A 12,792-nucleotide genomic window follows, 5' to 3' on the forward strand; every position below is an offset into this window, starting at 1 on the left:
GAAAGTCGGGGCTTTGTGCATAAAAAAAGAGGTGTGCATTTTGACACACCGCCTTCTTATTTTCTACGCGAAACGGATTTATTCGGCTTTCGGTGCTTCTTCCGCCTGAGGTGCTTCGGGAGCTTCTTCGGCCGGTGCAGCAGCTACGGCTTCTTCAGCACTTGCTTCTTCCGCAGCAGCTTCTTCTTTAGCCTTTGCCTCGGCGGCAGCCAGCTCAGCCTTTTTCTTTGCTACAATTTCCGCTTTTGCCTTGTTCACTTCTTTCTCCGCATCCAGACGAGCTTTCACTACGGCTTTCGACTTTTCGCGTTCCGTATCTTTCACCTTCTGCAAAGTGAGTTTCTTCTCCGTCAGCCACGACTGGAATTTCTCCTCAGCCTTTGCCTCGTCGAATGCGCCTTTCTTTACCCCGTCCAGCAAGTGCTTTTTCATGCACACGCCTTCGCGCGAAAGAATCATACGCGCCGTGTCGGTCGGTTGCGCGCCTGTCTGTAACCAATACAAAGCTCTATCGAAATTCAAATCTATTGTGGCAGGATTTGTGTTCGGGTTATAAGAACCGATCCTTTCAATAAACTTTCCATCTCGTGGAGCCCTGCTGTCTGCAATAACGATCTGATAAAAGGCGTAGCTTTTACGACCGAATCTTTGCAATCTAATTCTCGTTGCCATGTTTGAATAATTAAATAAAACTTTGTTCGTAAAAAATTGAGCCGCAAAGATACGCATTTTTTTTATACCGCCGTCTCTTCCGACAAAAAATCAAGGATTTTCGGTTGATAATTTATAACGGCCGTTTAACACGAAATTACGCCGCGTTGTTGTAGCTTTGTAACCATAAAACAGGAAATACAGGTTAGTCATGTCAAAATGGAATGAACGATGAAACTCAGACGAATTTTTACGACGATGCTCCTTTGCAGTGTTTGGGGGATAGGACTTTCAGCGCAGGAATTGAAAGTGTTATATCTTATTGATGGGCGTTTTTACAAGCAGGTTCCACCGTCTTTATCACTCCCTTGTATTGGAGGTATGAGCCGGATGACAGACAGCGCCGGCGGGGTGTTTTATGAGCTTTCGCTGAATGCGGATTGCGAGTTTGACAAGGCGGATCTTGCTTTAGCTTTGCCGGAGGAGGAAGTGCCTTTGTTTAAGGAAAAGTTGCAATTGGCAGCAAAGATGAAGGAGTGCTTCGTTTCCGTACGAACCGCGAAGTATCTGATTGAAGGATTGTTCTTTTCAGAGCTTCCTTCCAGCTTGGACGGAAGAGATATACACATGGGGAAACTGTCGGACAAGGTCTCGCTGATTGTCTTCGACGGAGCATTATCGGCCGACGACAAGGCCTATGCCATGCCGGCAAATGAAGTTCCGCGGGCTAAGGAGCTCTTGGCTGAAGCCGAAAAGCCTCGCCGGATGATGCGAATACGGCTTCATGCGCCTGAACCGATCTCGTTGGCGGAAGGTGATACGCTGCCGGATTTCAGCGTGACTGATACGGAAGGCCGGGTATGGAACAGGAACGACTTGCTGGGTAGCCCTCTCGTGCTGAATTTCTGGTATACGGGTTGTGGCTCCTGTATACGGGAGATGCCTGAATTAAGCGGTTGGACGAAGCTTTATCCGAAGAGTCATTTTCTCGCCGTGACGTGGAATAGCCGTGAAGAGATTGAGCCGATTGTGGCTAAGCAACAATTTCTGTTCAGACAAATTGCTTCCGACAAGGAACTGTGGAAGATGTTCAGTATTCAGGTCACCCCTACAACAGTTATCGTCGACAAGCAAGGTATTATCCGCAAAGTGGTGATCGGTACGAATCAACAGAAGCGGGATGCGTTGGCGGAGCTTCTCAAAGAGTTGCAATGATATTATTTCAAGTATAAGAATTGGAGATGAAAATAAAAAGATGGAATTTCGTGTTCGGGCTGTTGCTCATGGTGGGGGCGTTGCAAGCGCAGACGTATGAAGAAATGATTCGCAAAAGCTACGAATATGCGGACAAAGGTGATTTGCCTGCAGCCGAGGAGGCACTGAAGGCGGCCATGCATGCTGAACCGGCTAATAGAAACAATTTCGCTCTACTCTCGAATCTGGGTACAATCCAGCGACAGCAAGGCAAAGCGGATGAGGCGCTTGTTTCGTATGGTGCTGCGCTCAGTCTGCAACCGACGAATAAACTGATTCTTGCGAACCGCGCGGAACTTTATGTCGAGATGGGCGAGACGGAAAAGGCTTTGAATGATTATCAGGCGCTCCTGCTTGTCGACCCCCTCGACCTTGATGCGTATTACCGGCGCGGAATGTTATATGTCGAGATGAAAGAGTATATGCTGGCCGACGAGGATTTCGAGAAGATCATGTCTATCGATAAGGAGTCGGAATTGGGACGTTTCGGGTTTGCCGTGCTTGATAAAGCGCGCGGAAACTACGAAGACAGCGAAGCCATCCTCAGCTATCTGATCGAGAAATCGCGAACGCCTCCGCGGTATTACGAGGAACGTGCCGAGGTTTATTTTTTGATGAAAAAAAACACACGCGCCATGGCCGACTTGAACAAAATCTTTGCCGAAGCGAAAGACGTGCCGGCACATCTATACGTCTTGCGCGGCAAGATTAAGCTTGCGCAATTTGAGAAAGAATCGGCTGCGATCGATTTCAAGAAAGCGCTCGAGTTGGGATATGACAAGACCGCTATCGACGAACTCATCCAAATGACTTTTTAGTGATATCCCGCTTTATACCGGATAGTTCTCACGGTTAAACGGAGCATATTTCGGTTCCATCGGCTCATACGTATCATCGTCCCAAAGGCTGCTCGTAATCATCAGGTCGGCGCTGTAACGATTGCACGCGATGGGTACGTTGTGAACGCGGCACTGGCGCAGGAGCATCTGGATATCGGCCTCATGCGGCTGTGGGTTGAGGTCGTCGATCAGGAATACGGCCAAATTGATCTCCTTGCGCACGACCATGGCGGCAATTTCGGTATCTCCCCCCATCGGGCCTGAGTGCATGCAGCGGATATTGCTGTATTCGATGCCCCGCTGTTCGAAGGCGTCGCGAATCAGTGTGCCGGTCGTACCGGTGCAAACGAGGTTATGTACAGCCAGAAAGTCAGCGTTGAAGACGGCCCAGTCGATCATGTCGACCTTACGGTTATCGTGTGCGACGAGTGCTATCGTTAATTTCTTTTTCATTATATCTTCAGTTTTTATATCCTCTTACGTGACAAATGTAGTGATTTTTTTGTTGTGACGAAGTACTACTCGTGATTTTCGCGGAGTAGGAAGCATAGATCGCGCACATCGGACAGCTTAGCCGTTTGAGGGGAAGCAAAGACAGCCGGTCGATGTACAACACCGCGTTCCACCAACTCGCCAAGGATGTCCCACATGACTTCGTGGTAGAAAATAACCATTGCTTCATGCGTATCGGAAAAGCCGTATTTGTGTGTGATAGCTTCGATATCGATCTTTGTTTGGAGCGCTTCTGTAAGTTTGTTGCTAATTGTCTCGGCAAACGCATGAATGTGGTTTGCATCGGAGTCTTCAATAATCGGGATGTTGATGGAACCATCCGGACGGATCATTCCGATTTCGGTAAAAAATGAGAATGCGGAAGGTTCGGAAACCTTATCGTTTGCATCGATTTCTTTCAAAAAAGCGTTCAAGTTTTTCGAGCTGAAAAGAGGGCTTGCCAAACGAATCAGGTCGTCCGACCAATTGATCTTGAGCGAATACCTTCCGCGCGCATTCATTGTATTTGTTCCGCATTGCAGGGTTTTACGCTTGTTGTACAGTATCCAATAATTGCCCTCCCACGATTCGTGACTCTCTTTCTTGCGTCCGGTCACCATGTTTTCTCTCTCCATCGCTTTCCAGATTTTTCCGTCGAGGACGTAAGAGAAAAGGATGCTGAATGCATGATGGGGCATCCCTTCGGACGAAAGGTGCTCGACCAGCTTGCGACAGTCGTCAACGATTTCGGGGACAAGTATTTTTCCGGTCTTGTATGAATCGGTTCGTAAGGCACTTGTTTGTAAACTGTCGAGAATGGGGATTGTTGTCCGGTACGTGTTGCCATCGCGCTCGATCAGGCGTTGCGACTGTAAGAGCAGGATTTGGTTTTCCCTGTGCGGGATGCCGGTGGCAGCAAGCTGCTTAAGTGTCATTGGGTGGCGCAGCGCCAACAATATCTCGTAATTATTGCTGTTTTTAACAACCTGACGAGGATGTAGAAACTGCACGGCGCAATAGCATATATCTTCGACACGATCGAAAGACGGAAAACGACCGGCGTCTTGCGCTAGGGTCAATTGCATCCAACATAATAACATCACGGATAGGAAGGATAACTTTTTCATGATTCGTCTATTTAAGTTATTGTATTTTTATTGTAATCATGCTGTCCGGTACGATCATCTTCAGATGGGCTCTGCCTTGATGCTTCGAGATCGGAGTTATCGAAACCGGTAGCCGAACGAGAAAGTCACGTCGTTTTGATAAATCTGCGATTCAGACGGTTGCTTTTCCCGTAGTTTATTAATAAATCCCGTTTGGGCATATACCGAGAAGAAAACGCATCGATGCTCGACATAAAGTCCTGTTCCTGCGCCGATGTCGAATGGTCTGAAGTCGCGGGTTTTCCATTCATGGCGCTCCCGCTCTCGTGTGGAAACGGAGAAGAACGGGCCGGCCTGAATACCCATCTGCCAGTTGCTGAGATTGATCTTATACACTAAATTAACGGGGAACTGAAGCGAGTAATAGTTGCATGTATGTCGCCCTTCTTTTCTGTTATCGTTGACCAAAAAGATATAGCAGTATGAGCCGCCCTGATTGACGAATGCGAGTTCCGGACAGATGGAAAATCTGCGCGAAAGCGGGATATCGGCCAACCCGGCTACACTGAATCCCAGGCGGCCGCCATACGTGACTTGGTCATCGACAATCTGCGTCAATGAGCTGTATGATAAACCCGCTCGGGCACCCCATGTAATCTTGGCTTCCATCGCCCACGAAAGCAGGCACATCATCAGTATAAATCCTCCTTTTTTCATCTTCTTTCATCTGATTTGCAAACAAAAGTACGATTTTTTCGAGACCCGACCTATTTATTGCTAAAAAAAACGAGTAATGATGAATTTTCTTGCCGACTTCCGAAACATCTCTTATCTTTGAATCGAATTTCATCATCACAATTGCATATAAGGTAAAATTTATGGTACCGTTTGTCCATTTACATGTACATTCGCAGTATTCACTGCTTGACGGACAGGCCTCTATCGACGCCTTGATTGAGAAGGCGCAAAGCGACGGTATGCCGGGCATGGCGCTTACCGATCATGGAAGCATGTTTGGCATTAAGGAATTTTATAATAAGGTTAAGAAGAAAAACAGCAAACATCTGGCTACGATTAAAGACTGCGAAAGCGAGCTTCGGGAATTAAACGATAAAGACAATCCAACGGCCGAAGAAATCGATCGTATGCAAAAACTTTCGGAGAAGATACATGCGAAAAAAAGAGAAATATTTAAACCGATCTTAGGCTGTGAGTGCTATTGCGCACGAAACGGACGCTTTAGCAAGACAGCTAAAGAAGATCTCGGAGGGTGGCATCTGATTGTGCTGGCCAAAAATCTGAAAGGGTACAAGAACTTGATTAAGATGGTTTCGCTCTCGTGGACGGAAGGGTTTTATCGTAACCCGCGCATCGACAAGGAATTGCTTGAAAAGTACCATGAGGGGTTGATCATCTGTTCGGCATGCCTCGGAGGTGAAATTCCGCAGTTGATTATGCGAGACCGGAAAGAAGAGGCCGAAGCCTCGGTGCTTTGGTTCAAAAATCTCTTCGGCGACGATTACTATTTGGAACTGCAACGTCACGAAACGCATGCGGCGAATGCCGACCAGAAGACTTTTCCGAAGCAGGTCGAAGTCAATAAGGCGCTGATCGAGCTGGGACGTAAGCACGGCGTCAAAATCATTGCGACGAATGATGTACATTTTGTCAACGAAGACGATGCCGAAGCGCACGATCGCCTGATCTGCCTCAGCACCGGTAAAGATATCGATGATCCAGCACGAATGCGCTATTCTAAACAAGAATGGCTGAAAAGCACGGCCGAGATGAACTCGATTTTTGCCGATGTCCCCGAAGCCTTGACCAATACGCTCGAAATTCTTGACAAGGTGGAGCTCTATTCCATCGATTCGCCGGCGCTCATGCCTTTCTTCGAAATCGATCCTACGTTTGGTACGGAAGAGGAATATCGCGAGAAATATACGGCCAAAGACTTGATGGACGAATTTAACGAGACGAATGCCGATGGTAAAGTAACGGATAATTATCTCCGTCTCGGCGGATATGAGAAGGTGATTCGCATCAAGCTCGAAGCGGACTACCTCGAGCATCTGACGCTTAAACGGGCGATGAGTCCGCATCGCTACGGCGAAAATTTGCCGGAAGAGGCCAAAGAACGTATCGACTTCGAGCTGCAAACGATTAAAAGAATGGGATTCCCCGGCTATTTCCTGATTGTGCAGGACTTTATTACGGCAGCCCGTGAGATGGGCGTATCCGTCGGACCGGGACGCGGTTCGGCTGCCGGGTCGGTCGTCGCATACTGTTTGGGAATTACCGATATTGATCCGATCCGATACGATTTGCTGTTCGAGCGTTTCCTCAATCCCGATCGTATCTCAATGCCCGATATCGACATCGATTTTGATGACGACGGGCGGGGCGAAGTCCTGAAATGGGTGACGGAAAAATATGGTCAGCAGCGAGTGGCGCATATTATCACCTACGGTACGATGGCGACCAAACTGGCGCTGAAAGATGTGGCGCGAGTTCAACAACTGCCCCTGAAGGAGTCGAATCGTCTGGCTAAACTCGTACCCGACAAGATCCCGGATAAGAAGCTTACGCTGAAAAATGCCATTGAGGCCGTACCCGAGTTGAAGGATGCGGCCAACAGCATGAATCCGATCTTGCGCGATACGTTGAAATATGCTCAGAAACTGGAAGGCAATGTACGGAATACAGGCGTTCACGCCTGCGGTGTGATTATCGGACAGCAGGATATTTCCGATATCGTGCCTGTTGCCACGGCCGAAGACAAGGAAACGAAAGAAACCTTGCTTGTTACGCAGTATGAAGGTTCGGTTATTGAGGAAACGGGGCTGATCAAGATGGACTTTCTTGGTCTGAAAACCCTGTCGATCATTAAAGAAGCGGTCGAAAACGTCAAACAGACGACCGGCAAGGCCATCGATATGGATAAAATTCCGATCGACGACAAGCTGACTTACGAACTGTTCTGTCAGGGAAAGACCGTCGCGACGTTCCAGTTCGAGTCTGCCGGCATGCAAAAGTATCTGAAGGAATTGCAGCCGACCGAATTCGAAGACCTGATCGCAATGAATGCCCTCTATCGTCCCGGACCCATGGATTATATTCCCGCGTTTATCGCGCGTAAGCATGGTCGGGAAGAGATCACTTACGACATTCCCGAAATGGAGCGTTATCTGAAAAACACCTACGGCATTACCGTTTATCAGGAGCAAGTCATGTTGCTTTCGAGGTTGCTCGCCGGCTTTACCCGCGGGCAAAGCGATACCTTGCGTAAGGCGATGGGGAAAAAGCAGATTGACAAGATGAACGAATTGAAGAGTAAATTCTTTGACGGCGGACAAAAAAACGGGCATCATATAAAAACGCTTGAGAAGATTTGGGCCGACTGGGAGAAGTTCGCTTCGTACGCGTTCAATAAAAGTCATGCTACGTGCTACTCGTGGGTGGCTTACCAGACGGCGTATTTGAAAGCTCATTATCCGTCGGAGTTTATGGCCGCCGTGTTGAGTCGGAACCTCTCGAACATCAAGGAAATTACGAAGGCGATGGACGAATGCAAGGCCATGAAGATTCAGGTGTTGGGGCCTGATATTAACGAGTCGCATCGTAAGTTCGGGGTGAATGCGAAGGGAGACATCCGATTCGGGCTGGTGGCCGTTAAAGGAGTGGGAGAGAGTGCGGTGCAGGCCATTATCGAGGAGCGTGACAAACGTGGGCCTTACAAGGATATTTACGACTTCGTCGAACGCGTTAATCTGAGCGCATGCAACAAGAAAGCTTTCGAGAGCCTTGCACTGGCCGGAGCATTCGACGCGTTAAACGTGGCACGTGAACCGTTCGGAATGCCGAACGAGAAGGGTGAGACTTTTATTGATGTTATTATGCGCTACGGAACAAAATACCAGACGGATAAACAAATGTCGTCCGCTTCGCTGTTCGGGGATGATCATGCGATACAGATTGCACGTCCCGAAATTCCGAAGTGCGAGCCGTGGAGTATACTGGAACGGCTCAATCGGGAGAAAGAACTTATCGGCATTTACTTGTCCGCGCATCCGCTCGACGAATACCGCATTATCCTGAATCATGTCTGCAACATGACGATGAAAGATGTGGACAGTCGCGAATGGGAAGAGTTTCAGAACAAGGAGCTTTTGCTCGGAGGCATCGTGACGGGCTATCGTGAAGGAATCACGAAGAACGGGAAGCCTTACGGTATCCTCAAGATCGAAGATATGTCGGGCAGCGGAGAGATGCCGCTTTTCGGCGACAATTATATTAATTTCAGCAAGTACGGCAAGGAAGGACTTTATCTTTATATAAAGGCTGCGGTTCAGCCCCGCCGCTGGAAAGAAGCGGAGCTTGATTTTAAAATCAACTCCATCCAACTCTTGCAGGACGTGAAAGATTCGTTGATTCATTCGATCAGTATATCGATACCGATCGGTGATTTGAACGAGGAGGTGATCAGTGAACTGTCCGCCCTGATGAAAAGCAATCCGGGCAAGACGCAGTTGTTTTTCAACGTCACCGGAAGCGACCATGTGGCGTTAAACTTCTCGTCGCGCGACATCAGACTGAACGTGACGCAAGAGTTGCTGAATTTTATCAACGATTCGGACAATTTGGATTTTACAATCAACAAATAATTTTTCAACCCATTAAAAACAATTGAGTTATGGCATTAACAGTAACAGACGCAAATTACAAAGAAGTATTGAATGCAGGGAAACCTGTGGTATTGGATTTCTGGGCAGAGTGGTGTGGTCCCTGCCGGATGGTGAGCCCCATCATCGATGAGTTGGCTGCCGAATACGAAGGCCGTGTGACGATCGGAAAAGTAAATGTCGATGAGAATGACGATGTGGTTTCGGAATACGGAATCCGCAACATTCCTACGATTTTACTCTTCAAGGACGGGCAACTGGTCGACAAACAGGTAGGTGCTACGCAGAAAGGCGCATTGTCAGAGAAGATTGATAAACTTCTTTGATTGATTTTCTTTCATGAGGAGTCCGGGCGGCGCGATTTTATGGCGTTTGCCCGGATTTTGTTTGCTTTCATTCAAAAATATCCGGATATATTTGACGGGGTTGTTTTTTTAGCCTACCTTTGTGTCCATTACAAACTTAGATGAGCCGCGCAGCATGAGATCAACGCAACAATATCTGCTGGCACATGGCATCAAGCCTTCTGTTCAGCGCATAGCCATTATGGAATTTCTGTTTAAGCATCAGACGCACCCGACAGTCGATGAGATTTATACGGAGCTGCTGCCGCACATTCCGACTCTTTCGAAAACGACGGTGTATAATACGCTGAAACTTTTTGTGCAACAGGGAACGGCCACGCAGATTGATATTGATGAAAAAAATGCCCGGTTCGACAGTATCATGGAAGCGCATGGGCATTTTCGTTGTAAGAAATGCGGCTGTATCATGGATATTCCGTTGCCCGAACTTCATGATCTGCTCCCCCAAAATACGGACTTCTCGATCGATGAAGCCTATGTAAACGTAAAAGGTTTGTGTGCCGCGTGTAAGTCCGGGCAAACTTCTTGAGTTTATCTGCTTGAGGGGGCTTGTTTCTTTATTACATTGTGAAGAATATATAACGCGGTCGGCTGTTTTGTTAACGCGGTCGACAGTTTTACGAGCGCATTGTGAAGAATATATAACGCGGTCGGCTGTTTTGTTAACGCGGTCGACAGTTTTACCAACGCATTGTGAAGAATATATAACGCGGACGGCTGTTTTGTTAACGACGACGCTTATATTATTAACGACCGTACTCGTATTACAAATAACGGCGCTTGTTTTAATCATGACGACGCTTCTTCTATCAACACAGATGGTCATATTCTCTCCGGACTGTTGAAATATTTCTCCGAACAGGCTGTTATGAATATTCGCAAAAGGTGTTTATCTTTGTACAAGTCGAATATTCATTATGACGGATTGAAAATAAACAGTGTAACAGAAAAAAAACATCAAGAATGATTACGATTCTCATCATCTCGTTGATGGTACTTGTGCTGATCAATATCTTTCTTACGTTGAAGAAGGGCGGAGATGCGCGTGACGTAGAGCTGGAGGAACGGCTGATCAGAATGGACGCCGATCTTTCGCGAATCGATCCGCTGATTCGCGATGAATTCGGCCGAAGCAGGGAGGAAAACCTGCGGACGGCGAAAGAAAACCGGGTAGAACAGAGGCTTTCTCTGAAATCGTTCGAAGACAGCTTTATGCATCATACGAAAAATTTCAATACGTTTCAGAAAGAAAAGTTCGAGGCGTTGATAGCCCGGCAGGAGATGATGAAACTGGAAGTTGAGAGGAAGTTGAAAGAAATACGGGACACGGTGGAAGAAAAGCTGAATAGTATTCGCGAAGATAGCAGCCGAAAACTGGAAGAGATGCGCAGAACGGTGGACGAGAAGCTGCAAGAAACAGTAGAGAAACGCTTTAATGAATCGTTCAAGTTGATTAGCGAACGGCTGGAAGAGGTACATAAAGGATTGGGAGAGATGCAATCGCTCGCTTCGGGTGTAGGAGATTTGAAGAAGGTGCTGACGAATGTGAAAACGCGCGGAAATCTGGGAGAGATACAGTTAGGAGTGATTCTTGAACAGATTTTATCGCCGGAGCAGTATGAGCAGAACGCAATTGTGAAAGAAGGTACTCAGGAAAGGGTGGAATATGTGATCAAGCTCCCGAATCGTAACGACGAGGAGAAGAGTTTACTGCTTCCGATCGATTCGAAATTTCCGAACGAAGATTATCAGCGGCTGATCGAGGCGTATGAACGTGCGACGGATTTGAGTCCGAAAGAGCTGGAAACGATTGCTAAACAGTTTGAGGCTTCGATTAGAAAGAACGCGAAAAATATAAGGGATAAGTATATTTATCCACCGGTAACGACGGATTTCGCAATTATGTTTGTGCCCACGGAAGGTTTGTACGCGGAGATTTTGCGTCGGACGGGGTTGTTCGAATGTTTGCAGCGGGAATTTAAAATTACGGTCGTAGGGCCTACCAATCTGGTGGCGTTTCTGAGTAGTTTGCAGATGGGATTCAAAACGCTGGCCATCGAAAAGCGATCGAGCGAGGTGTGGGAAATATTGGGCGCCGTAAAGACGGAGTTCGGGCGTTTTGGGACGATTCTGGAAAAGACGAAGAAAAAATTGCAGGAAGCGACGAACGTAATCGACCGGGCGGGGGTAAGGTCGCGAGCGATCGAGCGTAAGTTAAGAGGGGTGCAGGCGCTTCCGCCGGAGGAGTCGGTGGCGGTACTGGGCGAATCGATCGAAACGGAAGAAGAGACGTGATTTCTTTGTCAGGTAAAAATCAGATATATAATAAAATAATAAATGCGATGAGAAATACGGTTTTACTTATGGTTGTTATGCTGACAGCTCTCTCGTACAAAATGGCATCGAAAGAGCAGCATTCCGATAAGCAGCATGAAACAGAAAAAAAATATCAGGCAAAAGCTCCTCCTACTCAGTTTTTTGGGAAAGAAGCCTTTGAGAAAACGAATGAAACGACTATCCGTTGGTTAGGCATGTCCGGCTTCCTGATTAACAGTCATGGCACTACGATCATGATCGATCCGGTTCTTAAAGATTTCGATATGCCTTTATTGATCGATATACCGATTGAAACACATACAGTACCTCATTTGGATGCCGTCTTGATCACACACAGCGATAACGATCATTACAGTGTTCCGACTTGCACCGATTTAAAAAATGTTACGGACGTTTATCATTCAACCGAATATGTCGATTCAATTATGAAAAATCAAGGCTTACCTTCTCAGGGACATCTGATCGGCGACACTTTTTCGGTGAAAAACATTCGTGTTTCCTTAACCCCTGCCGATCATGCGTGGCAAAATGATTATCCCGAAGCCAGAAACGGCAGATTCTGGAAACAGGCAGACTGCGCAGGCTTCCGGATCGAGACGCCCGACGGATCCATATGGGCCACAGGCGATTCTCGCTTGATGCCAGAACATTTGCAAATGCCCGTACCGGATGCGATACTATTCGATTTTTCGGATAGTGAATGGCACTTCACGTTCGAAGGCGCGATTCGTCTGGCTAATGCTTATCCCGATACCCCTTTGTTGCTCCACCATTGGGGTTCGGTCGACGCACCCGATTTTACTCCTTTTAACGGCGATCCGGAGAAGCTGAAAGCAAGGGTAAAGAACCCCGAAAGAGTCGTTCTTCTGGCTCCCGGAGAACCATATAGGCTTAGAAAACTTGATAAGAATAAATAAAAGACATATCAAAAATAAATCTGCATAACCATAAATTAATTGTCATGCGAAAGTGAAAAACGAAAAACGAAGAACGAAAAGTCCTTCCGGCCAACAACACAACCCCTCAACATTTAAACAACTCAACACCTCAACCCCTCAACGCCCGA

Annotated in this window: 11 protein-coding genes; 7 read left to right on the forward strand and 4 right to left on the reverse strand. The window is 47.3% G+C overall.

Annotation, left to right across the window (positions count from 1 at the left end):
* Positions 1-78: 78 nt before the first annotated feature.
* Complete coding sequence (locus Q4A89_RS10455; RefSeq protein ID WP_303185394.1) at positions 79-672, reverse strand: 30S ribosomal protein S16; 594 nt, start codon at positions 670-672, stop codon at positions 79-81.
* A 210-nt stretch (positions 673-882) separates the two neighbouring features.
* Between Q4A89_RS10455 and Q4A89_RS10460 the strand changes: the two genes are divergently transcribed.
* Together Q4A89_RS10460 and Q4A89_RS10465 are read left to right on the forward strand one after the other, a co-directional pair.
* A complete protein-coding gene (locus Q4A89_RS10460) occupies positions 883-1,866 on the forward strand; it encodes a TlpA disulfide reductase family protein (RefSeq protein WP_303185395.1) in 984 nt (327 codons plus the stop codon).
* A 26-nt stretch (positions 1,867-1,892) separates the two neighbouring features.
* Positions 1,893-2,723 (forward strand): lipopolysaccharide assembly protein LapB, encoded by an 831-nt coding sequence (locus Q4A89_RS10465; RefSeq protein ID WP_303185396.1) that lies wholly within the window; start codon positions 1,893-1,895, stop codon positions 2,721-2,723.
* A gap of 12 nt (positions 2,724-2,735) precedes the next feature.
* Here Q4A89_RS10465 and Q4A89_RS10470 read toward each other — a convergent pair whose 3' ends face one another.
* From Q4A89_RS10470 to Q4A89_RS10480, 3 genes are all read right to left on the reverse strand, one after another.
* A complete protein-coding gene (locus Q4A89_RS10470) occupies positions 2,736-3,197 on the reverse strand; it encodes a methylglyoxal synthase (protein ID WP_303185397.1) in 462 nt (153 codons plus the stop codon).
* A 65-nt stretch (positions 3,198-3,262) separates the two neighbouring features.
* Positions 3,263-4,363 (reverse strand): hypothetical protein, encoded by a 1,101-nt coding sequence (locus Q4A89_RS10475; protein ID WP_303185398.1) that lies wholly within the window; start codon positions 4,361-4,363, stop codon positions 3,263-3,265.
* Between the two features lie 96 nt (positions 4,364-4,459).
* A complete protein-coding gene (locus tag Q4A89_RS10480; RefSeq protein WP_303185399.1) occupies positions 4,460-5,059 on the reverse strand; it encodes a porin family protein in 600 nt (199 codons plus the stop codon).
* A gap of 161 nt (positions 5,060-5,220) precedes the next feature.
* Between Q4A89_RS10480 and dnaE the strand changes: the two genes are divergently transcribed.
* The 5 genes from dnaE (at position 5,221) to Q4A89_RS10505 (ending at position 12,643) form a co-directional block, all read left to right on the forward strand.
* A complete protein-coding gene (dnaE, locus tag Q4A89_RS10485; RefSeq protein ID WP_303185400.1) occupies positions 5,221-9,006 on the forward strand; it encodes a DNA polymerase III subunit alpha in 3,786 nt (1,261 codons plus the stop codon).
* A gap of 29 nt (positions 9,007-9,035) precedes the next feature.
* On the forward strand, positions 9,036-9,350 hold the full coding sequence (gene trxA / locus Q4A89_RS10490) for a thioredoxin (RefSeq protein WP_303185401.1): 315 nt from the start codon (positions 9,036-9,038) through the stop codon (positions 9,348-9,350).
* Between the two features lie 154 nt (positions 9,351-9,504).
* Positions 9,505-9,918: a Fur family transcriptional regulator gene (locus Q4A89_RS10495; RefSeq protein ID WP_303185402.1), complete on the forward strand. Its 414-nt coding sequence runs from the start codon at positions 9,505-9,507 to the stop codon at positions 9,916-9,918.
* A 434-nt stretch (positions 9,919-10,352) separates the two neighbouring features.
* Complete coding sequence (locus Q4A89_RS10500; protein ID WP_303185403.1) at positions 10,353-11,684, forward strand: DNA recombination protein RmuC; 1,332 nt, start codon at positions 10,353-10,355, stop codon at positions 11,682-11,684.
* Positions 11,685-11,731: 47 nt separating this feature from the next.
* Positions 11,732-12,643 (forward strand): MBL fold metallo-hydrolase, encoded by a 912-nt coding sequence (locus tag Q4A89_RS10505; protein ID WP_303185404.1) that lies wholly within the window; start codon positions 11,732-11,734, stop codon positions 12,641-12,643.
* The last annotated feature ends 149 nt before the right edge of the window (positions 12,644-12,792 follow it).

This window comes from Tannerella sp. (assembly GCF_030528505.1).
In the GTDB taxonomy this organism is placed as follows: Bacteria; Bacteroidota; Bacteroidia; order Bacteroidales; family Tannerellaceae; genus Tannerella.

What these genes read in the sequence shown, in the direction of transcription:
- Q4A89_RS10480 (WP_303185399.1), bottom strand. Translation starts at nt 5,059, where the DNA reads ATGAAAAAAGGAGGATTTATACTGATGATGTGCCTGCTTTCGTGGGCG.
- trxA (WP_303185401.1), top strand. Translation starts at nt 9,036, where the DNA reads ATGGCATTAACAGTAACAGACGCAAATTACAAAGAAGTATTGAATGCA.
- Q4A89_RS10470 (WP_303185397.1), bottom strand. Translation starts at nt 3,197, where the DNA reads ATGAAAAAGAAATTAACGATAGCACTCGTCGCACACGATAACCGTAAG.
- Q4A89_RS10475 (WP_303185398.1), bottom strand. Translation starts at nt 4,363, where the DNA reads ATGAAAAAGTTATCCTTCCTATCCGTGATGTTATTATGTTGGATGCAA.
- Q4A89_RS10495 (WP_303185402.1), top strand. Translation starts at nt 9,505, where the DNA reads ATGAGATCAACGCAACAATATCTGCTGGCACATGGCATCAAGCCTTCT.
- Q4A89_RS10465 (WP_303185396.1), top strand. Translation starts at nt 1,893, where the DNA reads ATGAAAATAAAAAGATGGAATTTCGTGTTCGGGCTGTTGCTCATGGTG.
- dnaE (WP_303185400.1), top strand. Translation starts at nt 5,221, where the DNA reads ATGGTACCGTTTGTCCATTTACATGTACATTCGCAGTATTCACTGCTT.
- Q4A89_RS10500 (WP_303185403.1), top strand. Translation starts at nt 10,353, where the DNA reads ATGATTACGATTCTCATCATCTCGTTGATGGTACTTGTGCTGATCAAT.
- Q4A89_RS10455 (WP_303185394.1), bottom strand. Translation starts at nt 672, where the DNA reads ATGGCAACGAGAATTAGATTGCAAAGATTCGGTCGTAAAAGCTACGCC.
- Q4A89_RS10505 (WP_303185404.1), top strand. Translation starts at nt 11,732, where the DNA reads ATGAGAAATACGGTTTTACTTATGGTTGTTATGCTGACAGCTCTCTCG.
- Q4A89_RS10460 (WP_303185395.1), top strand. Translation starts at nt 883, where the DNA reads ATGAAACTCAGACGAATTTTTACGACGATGCTCCTTTGCAGTGTTTGG.